The 17,922-nt window shown below is 70.5% G+C and carries 14 protein-coding genes (1 of these 14 cut by a window edge); 6 read left to right on the top strand and 8 right to left on the bottom strand.

The window, feature by feature from the left end:
- Nucleotides 1–50 precede the first annotated feature (50 nt).
- The 7 genes from VZQ01_RS18810 to VZQ01_RS18780 form a co-directional block, all read right to left on the bottom strand.
- On the bottom strand, nucleotides 51–2,753 hold the full coding sequence (locus VZQ01_RS18810; protein WP_426748550.1) for a carboxypeptidase regulatory-like domain-containing protein: 2,703 nt from the start codon (nucleotides 2,751–2,753) through the stop codon (nucleotides 51–53).
- Between the two features lie 84 nt (nucleotides 2,754–2,837).
- Nucleotides 2,838–6,074: a carboxypeptidase regulatory-like domain-containing protein gene (locus VZQ01_RS18805; protein ID WP_426748549.1), complete on the bottom strand. Its 3,237-nt coding sequence runs from the start codon at nucleotides 6,072–6,074 to the stop codon at nucleotides 2,838–2,840.
- Nucleotides 6,075–6,141: 67 nt separating this feature from the next.
- The gene (locus VZQ01_RS18800; RefSeq protein WP_223749358.1) at nucleotides 6,142–6,363 is read right to left on the bottom strand and encodes a hypothetical protein; all 222 of its coding nucleotides are present in this window, start codon (nucleotides 6,361–6,363) and stop codon (nucleotides 6,142–6,144) included.
- Between the two features lie 136 nt (nucleotides 6,364–6,499).
- Entirely contained in the window at nucleotides 6,500–7,369 is an 870-nt protein-coding gene (locus VZQ01_RS18795; protein WP_223749357.1) for an SAM-dependent methyltransferase, read from the bottom strand.
- Nucleotides 7,366–8,103 (bottom strand): hypothetical protein, encoded by a 738-nt coding sequence (locus VZQ01_RS18790; RefSeq protein WP_426748548.1) that lies wholly within the window; start codon nucleotides 8,101–8,103, stop codon nucleotides 7,366–7,368. The genes VZQ01_RS18795 and VZQ01_RS18790 overlap by 4 nt, the downstream gene beginning before the upstream one ends.
- Nucleotides 8,100–9,452 (bottom strand): ATP-binding protein, encoded by a 1,353-nt coding sequence (locus VZQ01_RS18785; protein ID WP_426748547.1) that lies wholly within the window; start codon nucleotides 9,450–9,452, stop codon nucleotides 8,100–8,102. The genes VZQ01_RS18790 and VZQ01_RS18785 overlap by 4 nt, the downstream gene beginning before the upstream one ends.
- Entirely contained in the window at nucleotides 9,449–9,766 is a 318-nt protein-coding gene (locus VZQ01_RS18780) for a hypothetical protein (protein ID WP_228556785.1), read from the bottom strand. The genes VZQ01_RS18785 and VZQ01_RS18780 overlap by 4 nt, the downstream gene beginning before the upstream one ends.
- Nucleotides 9,767–10,270: 504 nt before the next feature.
- Here VZQ01_RS18780 and VZQ01_RS18775 point away from each other — a divergent pair.
- From VZQ01_RS18775 to VZQ01_RS18765, 3 genes are all read left to right on the top strand, one after another.
- Entirely contained in the window at nucleotides 10,271–11,170 is a 900-nt protein-coding gene (locus VZQ01_RS18775; RefSeq protein WP_426748546.1) for a halocarboxylic acid dehydrogenase DehI family protein, read from the top strand.
- Between the two features lie 260 nt (nucleotides 11,171–11,430).
- Complete coding sequence (locus tag VZQ01_RS18770; protein ID WP_223784299.1) at nucleotides 11,431–12,333, top strand: alpha/beta fold hydrolase; 903 nt, start codon at nucleotides 11,431–11,433, stop codon at nucleotides 12,331–12,333.
- Nucleotides 12,334–12,399: 66 nt separating this feature from the next.
- Entirely contained in the window at nucleotides 12,400–13,062 is a 663-nt protein-coding gene (locus tag VZQ01_RS18765) for a hypothetical protein (RefSeq protein WP_408888479.1), read from the top strand.
- Here VZQ01_RS18765 and VZQ01_RS18760 read toward each other — a convergent pair.
- Nucleotides 13,041–13,754: a DNA methyltransferase gene (locus VZQ01_RS18760; RefSeq protein ID WP_223749350.1), complete on the bottom strand. Its 714-nt coding sequence runs from the start codon at nucleotides 13,752–13,754 to the stop codon at nucleotides 13,041–13,043. The genes VZQ01_RS18765 and VZQ01_RS18760 overlap by 22 nt on opposite strands.
- Before the next feature lie 152 nt (nucleotides 13,755–13,906).
- Here VZQ01_RS18760 and VZQ01_RS18755 point away from each other — a divergent pair, with 152 nt between their 5' ends.
- The 3 genes from VZQ01_RS18755 to VZQ01_RS18745 all read left to right on the top strand — a co-directional run.
- The gene (locus VZQ01_RS18755) at nucleotides 13,907–14,692 is read left to right on the top strand and encodes an alpha/beta fold hydrolase (protein ID WP_426748545.1); all 786 of its coding nucleotides are present in this window, start codon (nucleotides 13,907–13,909) and stop codon (nucleotides 14,690–14,692) included.
- 25 nt (nucleotides 14,693–14,717) lie between these two features.
- A complete protein-coding gene (locus VZQ01_RS18750) occupies nucleotides 14,718–15,158 on the top strand; it encodes a hypothetical protein (protein ID WP_141332580.1) in 441 nt (146 codons plus the stop codon).
- Nucleotides 15,159–15,399: 241 nt separating this feature from the next.
- Nucleotides 15,400–17,922 carry the 5' portion of a right-handed parallel beta-helix repeat-containing protein gene (locus tag VZQ01_RS18745; RefSeq protein ID WP_426748544.1) on the top strand. 84 nt of this gene lie beyond the right edge of the window, so only the first 2,523 of its 2,607 coding nucleotides appear in the window; its start codon is at nucleotides 15,400–15,402; its stop codon lies off the right edge, out of view.

Genomic DNA, 17,922 nt, shown 5'->3' with positions numbered 1-17,922 from the left:
AGGATAGCAGCCGGAGCCCCACGGACCTCTGGGCAAGTCGCGCGTGGCCGTCACCCGCCGGGGGAGATGCGGACCGTCACTTCATGCTGCGAGGCATCCACCTGCACGGCCTGCGTGAGGACCTTGTCGTGAACGCTCAATCGGAGCGTCAGCGGCCCGGCGGGGACATGGTCCAGATTGAAGCGTCCGTCCTTGTCCGACCTGGAGTGGGCGAGCATCCTGGAATGGCGAGAGTATTCATCGCCCTCGAGCCATTCACTCAAGAGCATGACCTCAACGCCCTTGACGGGCGCTCCTGTCTCCGCGTCGAGCACCACGCCCCGAAGCGCTCGGCCGGTCTCCAGCCGTATCTCCCCGAGGTCGACGTCCGGCCCGTCCCAGCCACCCAGCACACCGCGCTCCACGGAGGGCAGGCCCTTCACGCTGAAGATGAAGGGCGCGACCTTCACGTGCTCATGATTCTCCAGGGAGAAGGTTCCATCGGGTGAAGTCACGGGCATGCGATTGACCTCGAACTCACGAATCGGCGCACCCTCGGGACCGACGAGCCGGCCTCGGACATGGGTGCGCCGCTTCATCACCAGCCGCACCTGCGTCGCGTCTGCTCCGACATGGGCCTCGTTGTCTTTCGCGGTGACCCCTGTCGAACGCTCAGCGCGCAGTTCATGGCCCGCGAGGGTTGCGCTGAGAGAGTAGGTCTCGAGGCCCAGTCCTCGGAGGATGAAGCGTCCATCTGCATCGGAGGCGACTCCCTCCGGGATGCTCACGCCGCAACCCCACTTGAGATTCATCTTGTTGAGGCCTCGCCCGGCGGGTGCCTCGGCGCGCACGAAGACGCCGCGCAACGGAGTCCCGCTGGAATCGACGACGACTCCTTCCAGGGTGCGAGGCTCAGGGAGTCGTAGCTCCACCTTCGTCACCTCGCCCTCTCGCACCTCCACTTCGGTCCAGGTCGCCAGGTCCGCGCTCGGTGTCAGCGCCTCTGCCCGCAACTGGTAGCGTCCAGGTGCGACCGCCTCATGTGAGAAGCGGCCGAGCGGGTCCGTGTCTTCATTCGCCAGAGGTTGATCGGGGTCGCTGAATTCGAGGGGGACCAGGTAGACGGTGTACTGGGCGAGCGGGAGCCCACGCGCATCGGTCAGGGTTCCTTGCACCGAGCCCCCCGTGCTCATCGTCACGAGCAGGTCCTTCGCGGGCGCTCTCGTCTTCAGATGCTGCGTGACGAAGTGGTCGCTGCGTGCGGTCAGCACGAAGTCATGGGGCGCGGCCACATCCAGGACGAAAGCGCCCTCGGAGTCCGTGTACGTGCTCCAATCCATGTGTAACAGGTAGTCCGGTGAGTCCTCCAGGGAGAGATAGGCTCCCGCCAGGGGACGTCCTTCCTTGTCCACCACGCGTCCCGCGATGGAGATGGCGTCCATTAGCGCGAAGTTCATGGGGCCCATGCCGTGCGCCAGCTCGACGCTCGGGTCGCTGTTGTACGAGTCGATGTATCCGGGGGCATCGATGGCGAAGCGCCAGCGGCCCGGCTCCACGGGGCCCAGGCGGTAGCGTCCATCCGCGCCGGTGGTGATCTCCAACGTCTGTTGAGGGCTCTGTTCAGGTGTCGCCTTCACGCGTGCGCCCACCACGGGCTCTCCCCGAGCCTCGCCGACGATGGTTCCCTCCACGTACAGGGCGTCGCCCAGGTTCAGGACAACCTCGGGCGGCGACTCCGCGTCCAGGCTCACCCGAGCGAGCGCGGCGAGTCCCGCCTGCTCCGCGGTGAGCACATACGTGTCCGCGCTCAGCTCGAACGCGAAGCGCCCCTCCGCATCCGTTCGCGCCTCCGAGCGGCCCCCGTCCCGTCTCCAGTCCTTCGGGCTCGCGATGACCTCCACACCCTCCACGGGCACGCCCTGCAACACCACGCGGCCCGTGAGCGTGCGCGGTGGGTACATCCGGAGCTCGAGGCCCGGGGAGGGAAAGAACTCCGAGATGAACCTGGGGCGCCAGCCCTCTTTCGTGGCGAGCAAGTGGTACTTGCCGTCTGGCAGGGGACCCATCTCGAATCGTCCCCGCGTATCGGTGCGCGCGTCGAAGAATCGGGTGGTCTGTGCGCTCACCATCAGCACGGAGACTCCTTCCAGGGGCTGGTCGTCATCACCCACGACCTGTCCTGAGAGCTTCTCCCGGGACTCGAGGGCCAGTTCCACGCCTTGACTGCCCGCGGGCACGCCCGTACGCAGAGCGGCCCCTTGCTCCGAGATCGCGAGCACCGCTTGGGGGCCCGAGGGCAATCCCTCCAGGACGAAGGTGCCATCCTCGGCCGACAACGTCTCTGCGTGGACGGGTGACTCGCCTTGCCGCGCGAGGAGCATGTCGAGGAGGTCGTCGTCGGAGGCGGAACTGCAGCCCAGGAAGCCCTGTCCGTGCGAGGGCTCGCGCGACAAGGCCCTCTTGCGTGACAGGGACTCCGCCGAGCAGGAGAACGCCGAGAGCGTCTCTCCCTCCTCGGGCCACGACGCAGACACGCGCGCCCCCGCGATGGGCCTGCCCGAAATGTCCACGACGATGCCCCGGATGGAAAGCCCGGTGCGCGGGCGGGGCAAGGGAGGAGACCTGCGTGCAAGGGCACCTGACTCCGGTGCGGACACGCGTTGGGCAACGTCCGCTTCCCGCCGAGTCTCCGACGGCGCGTCATCCCCCCACAGCACCCAGCAGAGGAGCACGAGCACCCCGGCGGTGATGCCTCCCACAATCCATCCACGCATGACGGGCTCCGGTGGTCCGACGTCGAGGCGTCAGGATTACGACCGGTGCCCCCGCGACTTCCTCACGACTCCTTCATGACTTCCTCACGGCTGGCTCGCGGCGACCCCGAACGTCCGCCAGACGGGCCGCACCGAGTGAGACATCGTGCCGCTCGCGGGAACGTCCAGCACCTCCGCGTGGTACCGGTCGTCCTCGGGCCCCATGAAGAAGAGGGTCGTCTTCCCCGTGGGCACATGGGTGAAGGTGAAGACGTGCTCCGTGTCGTCCCCTCCAAGCTGCCCTTCCTGTCCCAGGCTCATCCACCGCTGGAGGTCCTCGGAACGCTCGGGCAGCGGCGGGGTGCCGTGGACCAATCGCAGGTACGTGTTCTCGTGGAAGGGGGCACGGACCGTCAGCGTGGAGCCCCCGGTCACGGGTTGGAGGAGCACGGACACCTCCCCACTGTCGGGGACCTCCACGGCTTGCGGCAGGTAGTTGAGGGCGCTGTCCTTCTTGCGCGCCCCTTCCGCCTTCAGCAGGTAGCGACCCGGCGTGAGCCCTCCCATCTCCATGCGGCCCTTGTCCAGGGTCGCCCAGTCCGAAAATCCCTCGGGCCCCTGGACGGTGACGGTTCCGTCGAGCGGCGCACCTCGGAGGTCCACCGCCTTCGTGAGCAGGCGCGCGCCGGGCTGCAGCCGCACCGTCACCTCCTGCTGCGAGGCCTCCACCGTCACGCGCTCCTCGCGGTAGTTTCCGCGCTGGCTCACGAGGAGCGTGAGCGTCCCCGTGGTGACGGGCCCCAGCGCGAAGCGCCCCGCTTCGTCCGTCAGGCTGTGGATGGCGGTCCGCTCGTTGACGTGCACCTGCACGTTGGCGCGAGGCAGGGGCGCTCCCGTGCGTGCATCGACCACCACGCCACGCACCCGCCGTCCCGCCCCCAGCCGAATCTCCCCCAGGTCGACATCTGGCCCGTCCAAGCCGCCCTTCACGTCGCGCAGCACCGAGAGCAAGCCCTCCGCCTCGAAGGCGAAGGTGGTGATACCGGGACCCTCACGATTGGGCACCGAGAAGGTGCCATCCTCGGACGTCACCCGAATGGAATCGACGTTGAACTCGGTGACGGGTGCGCCCTCCGGTCCGACGACGCGTCCCCGCACGTGGGCATACCGCTTCATCACCAGCCGCACCTGCTTCACGTCGGCAGGGGCGACGACCAGGCCGTCCTCGAGGAGCACCCCCGTGGATTGCTCCGGGCTCAGCGCGTAGGCCAGGTGCAGGGCGGTGAGCGAGTGCTTCTCCCGCCCCATCCCTCGAATCAGGAAGCGTCCGTCCGCGTCGGTCTCGACCCCGTTCGGTGGCCCATGGCGATGGCGCGAATGGATGAGCACCAGGCCGCCCTGGGGGTTCGGCGCGAGCGAGTGGGCCCGGACGAAGGCCCTGCGGATGGGGGCCCCCGAGCCATCGACGACGATGCCCTCCAGGTTGCGCTGCTCGGCGAGCCGCAGGTCCACCTTCGTCACCTCGCCCTGACGGACCTCCACCTCGGTGGAGACCTCCTGGTTCACGCCGTCCGTCACCTGCTGGGCCACGATGCGATAGCGCCCCGGAGGAACGCCCTTGCGCGAGAAGCGTCCCTCGGACGTCAGGCCCCGCGCGGTCAGTATCTCACCCGGCTCTTCGGTCTCCAGCGGAGCGACGTACACGGTGAACCCGGAGAGCGGCAGGCCCCGGGCATCGGACAGCGTCCCCTCCACTTCGCCACCGGCGCGCAACGTGACGAGCACATCCCGAGCGGGAGCCGTCATCTTCAATCGCTGGGTGACGAAGCGATAGGTCTGCGGGATGAGCTCGTACTCACCGGGGGCCGATGCATCCAACACGAACGCACCGTCTGGGTCGGTGAGCGCGGTCTCCTGCGTCACGTAGTCCACCGGGTCCTCGAGCCCGGCCTGCTCCAGGTTCAAGTGGATGCCCGCGATGGGATGGCCCGCTTCGTCCACCACGCGTCCGGAGATGGAGGCGGCGCGCTCCAGCGTGAAGTCATGACGGCTCGAACCCGGAGTCAGCTTGAGCTCCTGTCCATGGGGCAGGTCGATGTACCCGCGAGCCTCGACGAGAAAGTCCCACGGGCCCGGCTCCACGGGGCCCAGTCGATAGCGTCCATCGGTGCCCGTGGTGCCCTTCAGCTCGCGATGGGGAAGCAGCTGGGAGGTCGCTGTCACGACAGCCCCTGCCACCGGTTCGCGTTGAGTCGCGCCGAAGACCGAGCCCTCGACATGGAAGGCCTCTCCCAGGTTCATCACCACCTCGGCAGGAGGCGTCTTCTCCACCGTCACGCGCGCGAGCGCATGGCGCCCTTCCCGCTCCGCGGTGAGCACATACACGCCCGGGTCCAGCTCGAACGCGAAGCGCCCCTCCGGGTCCGTGCGCAGCTTCAGCGGAAGCTCCCCCTCCTCACGGGTCGCGACCACCTCCACGTCCTTCGCGGGGGCGCCCGAGGACAGCACCCGACCGGTGAGCGCGCGTGGCCGCGACATCCGAATCTCCAGGTGCTTGTCCAGATAGAGCTGGTCGGCGAGCACGGGAGGCCAGCCCTCCTTCGTCGCGAGCACGACGTGGCTGTCCGCGGGGAGCGGTCCCACCTCGAAGCGTCCCTGCGCATCGGTGCTCGTATCGAAGAAGCGCGTGTGCTGGTGGCTCACCACCAGGATGGAGACCTCGGCCAGGGGCGCGCCGTCCTCGTCCACCACCTGCCCTGACACCCGCGGGCGATGCTCGACCAACAGCTCCACGTCCTCGCTCCCTGCGGGCACGCCGGGTCGCGAGGCCGCGCCCTGCTCGGAGAGCGCGAGCAGCGTCTGCGGTCCCGCGGGCAGTCCCTCCAACACGAAGGTGCCGTCCTCGGCGGAGACGGTCTCCGCATGGACGGGGGACTCGCCCTCTCGCGCCAGGAGCAGCGAGAGGACGGTGTCCCGGGTCCTCGGCAGACAGTCCGTGACGTTGTCCTGGCGCGTGGTCTCCACGAGGAGCTCCGGGTGGGCGCCACCCTCCCAGGGGCACGGCAGCGTGGACAGCGTCTGCCCGTCCTCGGGCCACGACGCGGAGACGCGAGCGCCCGACACGGGACGACCGAGCCGGTCCACCACGGTGCCGCGGATGGACAGGCCCGCGCTCGAGGGCGGCAGGGGCGCGGACGTCCGAACCCGCCTGGCGCGCTCGGAGCGGGTGCGCGACGCGGAGGCGCGCTCACGCGTGGGAGAGGACTCCTCGGCGCGCCACCGGCCCCAGGCGAGGAGCACCAACAAGACCGCGATGCATGCCCCCACAATCCACCCGCGCATGAAGACTCCGGCTGACCGACGTCGCGGCGTCAGGATAGCAGCCGGAGCCCACCTCGCGCGGAAGGCGCTACCGCATCTGGCCGCTGCCCGCGTCGGTGCCCTGCATCTGCTGGCCGTTGCCGTAGTTGCCGCTGCCGCCGGTGCCCTCCTGGTGCTGCAGGGCATCCCGGTTGCGACCCGAGCCGCCCATGGCCCCCGAGTTGTCCTCACGGCTGCGCTCCCGGCAGCCGGTCGCCATCAGCGTCGCCGCCACCGCCACCACCGTCATCCATCGCGTGAAGGTCTTCATTTCGTGCCTCCTTTCAGGCTCGCCCAAGGCTGGGGGCGCACCTGGCGGGGCGCACGATGGACGCGGACGCTCGGCCCCACGACCGCCCCGGACCCGGAGGCCGCCTGGGGTGTCTCCACGTCGCGAGAACCGTTGCTCAGTCCTCGCGACGCAGCACGAGCAGGCCGTACTCGAGTCCGCCATCCATCAACGCCTGCTGGAGCCGCAGGTGCTCGCGGCGCGACTCGCTCCGGGCGAGCACGCGCGAGGGCGGCTGTCCCGGTGTCGAGTAGCGCTCATGCGCGAGCAGCTCCAGCGTGAGCGACCAGAACCCCACCGCGCGCCCGGACACGTCGTCGCGCACCTCCAGCTCCAGCCCGGCCGCGTGCGCGGCGGACAGGTACTCATCCACGGCTCCGATGCGCGTGCGCCAGTACCGGTCGAACGGCGCGGCCAGCTCCGGTCGCCCCAGGAAGCAGTCCGCGATGGCCAGCACGCCGCCGGGACGCAAGAGCGCGCGCACCCGGCGGAACCACTCCGCGCGAGGCAGGTAGCTGCTGCTCTCCACCGCCACCACCGCGTCGAAACACGCGCGCCCCGGCACCGCCAGCGCGTCACAGTGCATCGGCTTCACCCGCGCGCCCACGCCCTCGATTTCGGCGAACGTGCGCACCAGCTCCACGTGCGAGGGCACGTTCGTCACCGCCGTCACCCACGCCCGATGCGCGGAGGCCCAGTACAGCGCGCCGCCGCCCAGGCCGCAGCCCACGTCCAGCACGTCGCCGCCGTCGGGGAAGCGCCCCACCGCGCGCGCCAGCTCCGCGAGCAGCGCCTCCTGGGACGCATGCACGCGCTCGCGCACCAGCGGCTCGGGCTCGCCGGGTGGGGGCACGTCATCCACCAGGCCCACGTGGAAGTGCACGCGCGGACCGGGGCCATAGCGGCGGAGGATTCGCTCGGTCTTCTCTTCGTAGTAGGCGGCCACGGCGTCGTGGCGGGCTTCGGACCGTGGGGGTTCGACCCTCATGGCTCCACCTCCGGAAGAATGGGTTCGATGCGTCGCAGCGCCGCGTCCAGGCAGCGCAGGTCCTGGGCGCGCAGCGACTCGGCGGCCTGTCGTGCCCACGTCACCACCGTGAGCCGGTCCTCCACGGGCATGGAGGTGAAGCGCGTGTCCTTGGAGCGGATGTCCTCGGCGACATGCGCCGCCACGCCCAGCGCGAGCCCCACCTGCACCGCGCGCCCCTCCAGGCGAGTGCCCGCCCACAGCACGCGCAGGTACGCGGCCCACTGCCTTCCCGCGATGCCCTCCGCCACGCGGCGGAACAGCGGCGCCGTCCACTCCCGCGCGCGCACCTCGAGCGCCTGCGGTCCCGCGGCGAGGGCCAGCATCCGCGCGCCCTCCTCCAGTGCATTCACGGGCACGCCGGCATGGGGCTCGGCGAGCGTGGCCCACGCCAGGTTCTGCAGGAGGAACTGCGCGCAGGGGCCCACGCGCAGCGGCTCGTCGTAGTAGGTGCAGTCGCCGTCGATGAGGTCATCGGCGAGGTTGCCCGCGCAGAAGCTGAGGAACAGGCCCACGCCGCGCGCGGTGAGCATGGAGCGCTCCAGGCCCGCCTCGGCGCCGGCCTCGTAGAACAGGGGGAGGGGACCGGGCTGCGCGGCCTCGAGCGCGGCGAGCACATCGCGCTCCGACGCGTCGGGCAGCTCCAGCCGCCGAAGCACCCGCAGGGCCTCCTGGTACAGGGCTCCTCCGCTCATCGGTACTCCCTGGGTAGGAACAGGCGCAGCAGGGCTCCGCCGTCGGGGGCATTGCGTCGGTGCAGCTGCCCGCCGCTGGCGCGCAGCAGGCACTCGCTGGTGTACAGGCCCAGGCCGGTGCCCTCGGGCTTGGACGTGTAGAGCTGCTCGGCGGGCACATCGAGCAGCGCGCTGGGGAAGCCCGGCCCGTCGTCGGCGATGACGACCTCCAGCCGTCCGCTGAGCGGCTCCACGCGGGCCTGGATGCTCACCCGGCTGGCGCCGCGCTTGCCGTCGCCTTCACACGCGTTGAGCACCAGGTTCTCCACCACGCGGCGGAGCGTCGTGGCGCCGCCGCGCATCATCGCGCGCAGGGGCTGGCCGGGCTCCACCGACAGCTGGATGTCCACGTCGGGGAAGCGCAGCCCCACGCTGGCGCGCACGCCCTCGAGCAGCGCAGGCAGCTCCACCGGCTCCGGCTCCGAGCCGACGTAGCGCCGGCCCTTGGCGCGAATCTCGGCGACCATCTCCCGAATCTGGCGGAGGCTCTCGTTGAGGGTCCTGAGCAGGTCCTCATGGTCGGCGCGGCCGTGGCCGCCGCGCTGGGTGCCCATGAACGACAGCATGTCCGCCGCGGTGGCCGCGGACATGAGGGCGCTGTCGAGCTCGTGGTGGTGACCGAGGATTTCCCCCAGCGCGCGCGACAGCCGGCCCACGTCCTGCTCCTGTTGCTCCAGGAGCTGGGCCTGCACGGCGGCGCGCAGACGCTCGGCCTCCGCGCGGGCGCGGTCGTGCTGCACGGCGAAGGTGCCCAGGTACAGCTCCGCGGTGAGGGCGGCGGGGCCGATGACGCCGAACAGGCCCAGGTGCTCGTCGCTGTCGCGCAGGGGCAGGGCCGCGAGCAGGGCCACGGTGGTGCCCAGCGCGAGGAAGGGCTGTCGGGGCGTCACGCGGTGGAGCCGGCCGTGGAACGCGGTGGTGAAGAGGAAGAGCGAGGCGATGACGGTGGCGCCCTGCAGCTCCGACATGGCCATCAGCGCGGCGAGGAAGAAGTGCAGGCTCGTCACGCCGAGCACCAGCCACACCCAACCCCACGTCTCGAGGTGGCTGCGTCGGCGGTGGACGGCGGAGAAGAGCAGGCCGCTGACGAGCATGGGGGCGGCGCACAGGAGGCCCTGCGCGAAGGGGATGCCGAAGGTGCGCTGGGCGCCGGGGGCCCACGCGACGACGGCGAGCACGGCGAGCACCACGGTGGTGAGCACCCACCAGGGGCCCACGCCGGCGGCGGCCAGCACCTCGCGAGGGTCCTGGGCGAGCGTCCAGCGGCGGAAGGCGGCCGTGACGGCGCCACCGGTGGGGCGAGGGCTCATACGGTGGTGGTCAGGGACGAGCCCGCCACTTGCTGGAGCAGGTTGACCTCGCGCGTGGCGTCCTCGACGCGCTGGCGCAGCTCGTGGACGAGCGAGGCGTGTCCGCGGCGCGTGACGCGCACCTCCACCTCGCCGCCGGCGAGCAGGTGATGCAGCGCCTCGAGGACGGGCTCGAGCGCGGGGTTGAGCCCCACCGCGCCGCCGGGTCCTTCCACGGCGCCGAGCTGTTGGATGCGCAGCAGGTAGTCGTTCACCGCGCTGGCGAGCGGCACGTCGACGCGCCGTGGTGCCCAGGTGTCGTGGTCTGCCTGCATGTCGCTCTCCCCCGGGCGCGTGGTGGCGTCCTCGCTGCGATGGTGGGACTGGGGCGGAAGGCGCCGCGGGTGGGGCGTCCGCCTGGGCCCGGTGCACGCGAAGGAGCACGGGGCCTCGCATCCGTCGCCGCGGGAAGCGGGGCGGAGGCGCACGTGGGGGCTGTTTCGATGAGGTCGCGCGAAGGCATGGAGACGCACGGGTCTCCGGTGGTGCGCGTCGACGGCTGTCGAGACCTCATGCTGGTTGCCCCCCGCGAACCAGTCAGGCGCGCGGCCATCCGGCGTCGCGCGACAGGCAGCAAAGCGAGCCGTCGCCGAGGGGTCAAACGAGGCCCGTCGGGAGTGTTCTGTAGTCCGCGAGGGCCCCACCCCGAGGGGCGGCGGTGTGACGAGGGGAGGACGGGTGGGTGGGCCTGGGGAGCGGGGACATCCGGGCGGCCGGGCGTGGGGTGGAGGTGTGCTGGGCGTCGAGCCATCCGCACCGTTGCCGGCGGGGGTGTCGTCATGGCCAGGGTGAAGCAGGTGAGCGAGCAGGTGGCGCGGGGCGACGTCGAGCGCGTCTACCACGAGCTGCGCAGGACGATGCGGGTGACGGGGGTGGACGTGTCGTTGCGGACGTGGGCGGCCTGGCCGCGCTTCTTCGTGGCGATGTGGGAGGCGATGGGGCCGAACGTGGAGACGCGGGCCTTCGAGGAGTCGGCGTTGGAGCTGTGGCAGCAGACGCTCGACACGACGGTGGCGTGGGACGAGCTGGGGGCGTGGGAGGCGGCGAAGCTGGGGCCGAGCCAGCGCTTCCACGTGCGCGGCGTGCTGGAACTCTACGAGACGATGCTGCCGAGGGTGACGTTGATGGTGGCGGCGGTGCGGCTCGCGTTGGAGGGGCAGCGGGTGGGGCGCGGGGAGTCGCCGGGAGTCGGTGAGCGGCTGGAGCGGGGCGCGCCCTCGCGGATGGCGGCGATGGAGTGGGTGGCGGAGAAGCCGACGGAGCCGGGAGTGAAGGCGGTGTTCGCGGACATCGTGAAGACGGTGGGCCCACCGGGGGTGCCGGGGGAGTACCGGGCGCTGGCGTGCTGGCCGGGATACCTGGAAGCGGCGTGGCGTCGGCTGAAGCCTCGAATCGGGGACGCGTCGTACCAGCAGGCGGCGGAGGTGCTGCGTGAGTCCGCGAGGCGGCGAGCGCGAGAGCTGCCGTACGTGGTGACGCTGAGCCGCCAGCGGGTGACGGCGCTGGGCGAGGACGCGGACGCGGTGCTGAAGGTGACGGAGGCGCTGGAGCGACGAGGCACGGTGTTGCTGCTGAACCTCTCGCAGCTGGTGCAGGACGTGCCGGACATGCTGCGCCAGCCGATGCCGGGCGCCGCGAGGCTGGTGCCGGACTGGGTCGCGGCGGAGGAGCTGCGATGAACCTGCGCGATGCGCGGCGGAGGTGGCGTCTCTTGCTGACACGCACGGTGCCGCGGCGAGGGTCCACCCCTGCCTTCAGGAGACGCGGTGATGGCATGGGCACTGGCCGCGCCGCCTGGTGACGCGGCGAGTGACGGACCCGGTGGTGGCGGAAGCACCGCGATGGGCTGTCGTGGTGCGAGGAAGGGATGGTCGTGCCTCTGGATGGCGCAAGCCGCGACGAGGTGCATGACGGAGCCGATGGCGACGGAGGAGCAGCGATGAACTGGCGCGAGTGGCAGGGGCGGCAAGAGGTGATGGAGTCGGGTGGCCACTTCGTGAGCTACGTGGACTGGGGCAAGGGGCCGCCGGTGGTGTTGCTGCACGGCATCCCGACGTGGAGCTATCTGTGGAGCGGGCTGGCGCGAGCGCTGGCCGCGTCGCACCGGGTGCTGGTTCCGGACCTGTTGGGGTACGGCTTCTCCGACCGGAGAGACAGGTTCGACCGCTCGGTGACGCGACAGGCGGAGGTGCTGGAGGCCTGGATGGAGCGCCTGGGCGTGGTGGACGCGGCGGTGGTGGGGCACGACGTGGGAGGCGGCGTGGCGCAGCAGCTCGCGGTGCGCTACCCGCGGCGCGTGAGTCGGCTGTGTTTGATGGACAGCGTCTGTTACGACGCGTGGCCGCTCGCCCTGATGTCGCAGCTCGGCACGCCGGGGATGGCGAGGAAGCTGTCACCCGAGCGGATGACGAAGCTGCTGCGATTGGGGCTGAAGAAGAAGGGCTTCGTGAAGGCGCAGTCAGCGGAGCTGCTGGAGGGACTGCTCGCGCCCTACACGACGGAGGTCGGCTGGGTCTCGCTGTCGCGCAACGCGGTGGCGCTGAACACGAACCAGACCCAGGAGCTGGCGCCGAAGCTGGGCCAGCTCGCGGTGCCGACGCTGGTGATGTGGGGCGCGGAGGATGGATTGCTGCCCGCGAAGTACGGCGAGCGCCTGGTCTGGGACATCCCGGGTGCGCGGTGGATGCAGGTGCCGGACGCGGGGCACTTCGTGATGTGGGACGCGCCGCACACGGTGGCGATGGAGCTCTTCCGTTTCATCGAGGGCGCCTCTCCGGTGAACCATGCCCAGGTGCGCACGGTGGCGGAGGAGCTCTGGGGCACGCAAGCGCCCGTGGCCTGAGTCGAAGCGGAGGGGCGAGTGTGTTGGTGCTCGCGCGCGGAGCGTGCACGCGCTAGAGGGCGCGGCATGCGTGACCGAATCCAGGCGGTGCTTCGCCAGTTGGCCCAGTCGTCCGAGCTCGAGGCTCGCTGGCTGCACACCCTGTCCCTGATGGAGTTCATCGGCGCGAGGAAGATTTCGCGCACGGTGGCGGACCGGCATCCGTCGTTGAGCGTGCTCGAGCACCTGGCGGACGAGACGCGCCACGCCTTCGCGTTCAAGCGCCTGTCCGTCGAGCTGGCGGGGACCGAAATCACCACGTTCCTGTGCCCTGAGGGCGCGGGCCGCTATTTCCAGGCGCTGGACCACGAGCTGGCGAAGTGGGCCACGTCGTACACGGGCGCGCCGGACGTGTACCTGCACTACCTGCTCACGACGACGGCCATCGAGCGTCGCGCGATGGTGCTCTATCCGCTCTACAAGGCGGCCACGCGCAGCCCGAGCGTGAAGGAGGAGCTGGGGCGCGTCGTCACGGAGGAGCAGGGCCACCGGCGCACCATCGAGGACGCGTGCGTGGCCAAGCTCTCCGCGGTGGGCGCGTCACTGGACGACGCGCTGGCGCTGGAGGAGCGGTTGTTCGGGGCCTTCATCGAGGAACTGGAGTCCGTGGTGGCGAGCGAGCTGTCCGCCCTGCCCGTGGCCCTGAGCGCCACTGGCGCACCTCGGACCTACTCCGAATCCGAGGCCTGAGCCGCCGCGTCGTCCTGGGTGAGCACGAGCTTCTGCTCGTGCCACCGCGCGCGCAGGTTCCGAGCCTTGCGCGCGCGCTTGCGACTGAGCTCCACGCCGATGGCCTCGAGGCCCATCGCGTTGGCCACGGCGAGCGCGGTGCCATGGCCACAGAAGGGGTCCACGACGGTGCGCGTGGGGGTGTGCTCGAGGATGAAGCGGCACGCGAGCTGACACGCCTCCACGCCCATGCCGCGGGTCCACGTGACCTCGCCCGCGTCGGGGAGCACATCGGCGGTGGACTTCCCCAGGTCGACGCGGATGCCGCGAGAGAAGCACAGCATGTGGGAGTACGCGGGCCGACCGAAGGTCACGGTGCCGGGGGCGCGGCGGCAGACGACCTTGTGCCAGAGCAGCCCCAGTCCCGACTCCTCGGCGGCGCGCGAGACGAGGTAACCCTTGTCGACCCAGAGCCCCTCGTCCTTCACATCGGTCTGGTAGAAGATGGCCACGCCGTCATCGGGCACGCGCGACATGACGAGCGCGGCCGCGCGGATGAACCACGCCTTCCACTCGGTGAGGGACAGCGTGGGGAACTCGGACGCATCCGGTAGCGAGGCCACCGCCGAGCAGCCCGTCAGGATGGGTTGCGCCGCGAGCCACGTGAGCGCGTCCTCGCAGTGCACCGTTCGCCCGGCCGTGGTGTGGAGCATCCCCTCTCGTTATCACTCCACGAGCCAACCTCACACGTACCGGCGGCGAATGCCTACATGGGAATCTTGAGCCGCTCCCGGGTGTCCTGACTTGCTTTCGCTCCCGTACATTAATTCAATGCCGCTTTATCCTTTTCGTCCGGAGAGACGACATGCCCACGATTTCCTCAACTGACGGGACTTCACTTCACTACCGAGTCATCGGTGACGGGCCGCGCACGGTGGTGTTGGTGCACGGGTGGATGGTGTCGGGTGCGGTGTGGGACGGGCTGGTGGAGCGGCTGGACCTGACGGGGTTGCGGCTGGTGATTCCGGACGCGCGAGGCACGGGGCAGTCGGGCAAGGCGGCCAGCGGCTACACGCTGGAGGGCCTGGCGAGGGACGTGCTCACGGTGGTGGACGCGGTCGGTGCGGAGCGCTTCACGGTGGTGGGGCACAGCATGGGTGGGCAGCTGGCGCAGTGGGTCGCGTCGGAGGTCCCCGCGCGGGTGGACGCGCTGCTGCTGCTCAACACGGTGCCGGCGTCGGGGTTGCCGCTGCCTCCGGACGCGGCGGGGCTGTTCCGCACGTCGGCGGGAGACCGCGAGAAGCAGAAGACCATCCTGGGGCTCGCGTGCAAGAAGCTGCTGCCGGAGCAGTTGGAGGTCTTGTTGAAGGACGCGGGCGCGGTGAGCGCGGCGTCGATTGAGGGCGCCTTCGATGCGTGGACGAAGGGTGGCATCCAGGAGCGGCTGGCGCGCATCGCGGCGCCGACGTTGGTGGTGTCCACGGATGACGCCTTCCTGCCGCCGGCCTTCTTGAGGGAGGCCGTGGTGGCGCCCATCCGGCGCGCGCGCATGGCCCACATTCCGGGCCCGGGTCACTATCCGCACGTGGAGCACCCCCAGGAGACCGCGGCGGTGTTGTCCGCCTTCCTGGCCGGCTCCGCGCCCGCCTGATTCCGGCTTCGAGGGAGGCATCACGATGGCCTGGAGCATGTCCTTCGACTACGACGCGCCGAACGATGTCGTGACGGCGAACTTCACGGACTGCGTCCTGGTGAATGAGGAGGATGTCCTGCGATGGCGGCGTGAGGTGGAGGTGCACCTCGCGCGCTACGCGGGCTCGGGCAAGGTGGACCTGCTCATCAACCTGGATGGGTTGGTGGTGAAGTTCACCGCGGGCCGGGTCTTCGGCAAGGAGCGCCGCGAGGTGCTCGAGCGCTACACACACCGCTCGTACCGCTTCGGTGGTGACGAGATGACGCGCATGTTCGTGCTCACCAGCGGCGCCATCAACGGCGCGGCGGTGAACCACTACCTGACGCGAGACGAGGCGCTCGCCGCGCTGAAGGCCGAGCGCGAGGCCTTGCGTCAGCGGGGCCCGTCTCCGTTCGGCGGTGGCTTCATCGGCGGCAAGGTCTGAGGCGCGAGGGCCCGCGCCCGGCGCATCACCTGTCGCACCTTCCTCCCAGCACCCATGGATGGACGCTGGGAGGACGCTCTCCATGGGATGTGTGTCATCGGCCTGACGAGGACCTGCCTCGTGGGGAGGTGTGGGGCAGGAGCCGGGCAGGCGGTCCTGGCGGGGAGCGTGGCCGGTTGCTTGGGAGGCCGCGTGCTTGTCGATATCGTGTGGCACCCGACATCGCTGAGAGGACGTCACCATGAACCGAGCGAACTCGATGCGCCTGGCCCTGCTCGCTGGCGCGCTGGTGCTGTCCGTGGGGTGCCATCTCGAGGAGCCCTTGGGGGTGAGCCCGGAGGCCACGGGCTCGCTGCGCGTGGTGACGGTGTTGCCGCGCTCGCTGCCATTGGACCAGGTGGCGAAGGTGGAGGTGACGGTGACGCCGACGCAGGGCGAGCCGGTCTCGACGGTCCTCGAGGGCGCGGGTGACTCCTGGGGCGGACTGATGAGGAGCCTGCCCCCGGGCCGCGTGGGTACGGTGAGGGCGCGGGTGCTGGACGCCGCGGACGGGGTGGTGGGAGAGGTGAGCGTGGCGGACGTGGAGCTGGAGAAGCACCGTCCCGCGCTGCTCGTGCTGGTTCCCCATCGGGTGAATCCCTCGTTGGGGAGCACGGCGCCCATCATCGATGCGGTGGTGGGCTCACGCGCCGCGGTGTCTCCGGGAGAGTCCATCCGGTTCCGGGTGGTGGCGCGGGGCGCGGAGCCCTCGGAGACGCTGACGTATGCGTGGGAGGCGGTGGAGGGACAGTTCGCCGACAAGGGTGTCTCGGATGCGGAGTGGACGGCGCCGCTGCGCCGCGGGCCGGATGCGTTGACCTTGAAGGTCATGGGGGCGCAGGGGGCGGTGTCCACGCTGCGGTTCTCCGTGGACGTGGCGCTCGGGGGTGGGTGGGGAGCTGCGCACGAGGCCTCGCTGGAGCGCGACCCGGTGGTGACGGAGCTGGGCGTCCGGCCGGGCTCCCAGGTGCGAGTGGGCACGCCGGTGGAGCTGGAGGTGACGGCGGTGGATGACGATGGGGATCTGCTCTCCTACGCGTGGACGTCCACCTGCGAGGGCGAGTTCGAGGACGCGACCTCACCGACGACGCGCTTCACGCCGATGGAGGCGCCCCAGGTCGCGTGTGACAATTGCCAGTTGAGCGTGAGGATTTCCGACAACGCGACGAGGGCCTCGCAGGTGCGCTCGTTGAATCTGTGCGTGACGAACCCCCAGCCGCCGACGCTCACGGAGGTGACGCAGTCCTCCGAGGACGCCTTCGCGGGGCAGCTGGTGCGGCTGTCCGCGTCCGCGACGGACCCGCAGGGGGAGCCGCTGACCTTCGCGTGGACGGCGAACACGGGGCTCCTGGGGAACATGGTGCGAGGGGCCGGAACGGGCTCGGCGGACTGGGTGATGCTGTCCTGCGCCCCGAGGGATGTGACGCCCACCATCACGCTGACCGTCACGAATGCCTCCGGGTTGAGTGTGACGCGAGTCCTGGTGGTGGAGTGGGAAGACCTGTGGTGTGACGAGCATGCGCCGTGTCCGGCGGTGTTGGGAGCCTCGACGGTGACGTTGACGGCGGACTGCACCACGGCGCAGACGGTGTGGATTCCGGACGGGTACACGCTCGACGGTGGCGGTCACGTGCTCACGGCGGTGGACCCTCGCGACGGCCGCTTCCGAGGGGCGGTGTTGAGCAGCCTGGGGACGACGGCGCATGTGAGGGACGTGACGGTGGCGGCGCGAGGGTTGTCGGAGCTGACGTGTGACGCGGGCTCGGCCCGGCTGCGCGGCATCCTGTTCGACGGCGCGAGCGGCTCCATCCTCGACAGCGTGGTCCGGGACGTGAACCAGAAGGAAGGGGAGGGGGGCTGTCAGGAGGGTGTGGCCATCGAGGTGCGCAACGCGCGCGACGCCGAGTCGGTGACGCACGTGGAGGTGCTGCGCAACCACGTGGTGGGCTACCAGAAGGCGGGCATCGTCGGCACGGGCAAGGTGGAGCTGAACCTGGAGGACAACCGTGTCGAGGGCGGTGGGCCCGTGCCCTTCATCGCGAGGAACGGCATCCAGTTCAGCGACGGGGCCACGGGGCGGGCGACGGGCAACCGCGTGACGGGGCACGCCTACACGGGAGACTCCGCGGTGGCCTCGGGCATCCTGGTCGCGGGCGGGGCGTACTACGGGTTCGCGCTGTGCGAAGACATCGTCCTCTTCGAGAACACGGTGGAGGACAACGACGTCGGCATCAATCTGTCTCAGGGAGAGGCGGGCGGAGGGCCACTGGCGGTATCGACCCGGCTCCAGGTGTCGCGAAACACCGTGACCCACCGCGGGCCGGTGACGAACGGCTATCCGTACCAGGCGGGCATCTCCGACCTGGGGGGCGCCAACGCCATCAGCCAGAACAAGGTGAGCGGGCCCGGGTATGACCGAGGCACGCAGCCTGGGGCCACCTTCGATGTGGACGTGGTGGCGGGCGCGGCTTCCCAGCTCTTCTTCATGAGCCCGGCGCGAGAGACCGCGGTGGGCCGATGCTCGGAGGGGCTGGTGGTGCAGAGCCAGGACAGTCGAGGCAACCTGTCCGCACTGGCGGCCCCCTCGCTGACGCTGGAAGGGACGGGACCGGCGGCGGCGGGGGTGTCCCTCTTCGCGGATGCGACCTGTACGACGCCGCTGGCGACCTCGGGAGACGGGTGGTCGCTGGTGCTGGAGAGGACGCAGCAGGAAGCGACGTTCTAT

Source organism: Myxococcus faecalis, assembly GCF_050039385.1.
Classification (GTDB): Bacteria; Myxococcota; Myxococcia; order Myxococcales; family Myxococcaceae; genus Myxococcus; species Myxococcus fulvus.
The sequence above is the reverse complement of the archived record's forward strand: the minus strand, read 5'-3'. Positions and strand labels throughout refer to the sequence as shown.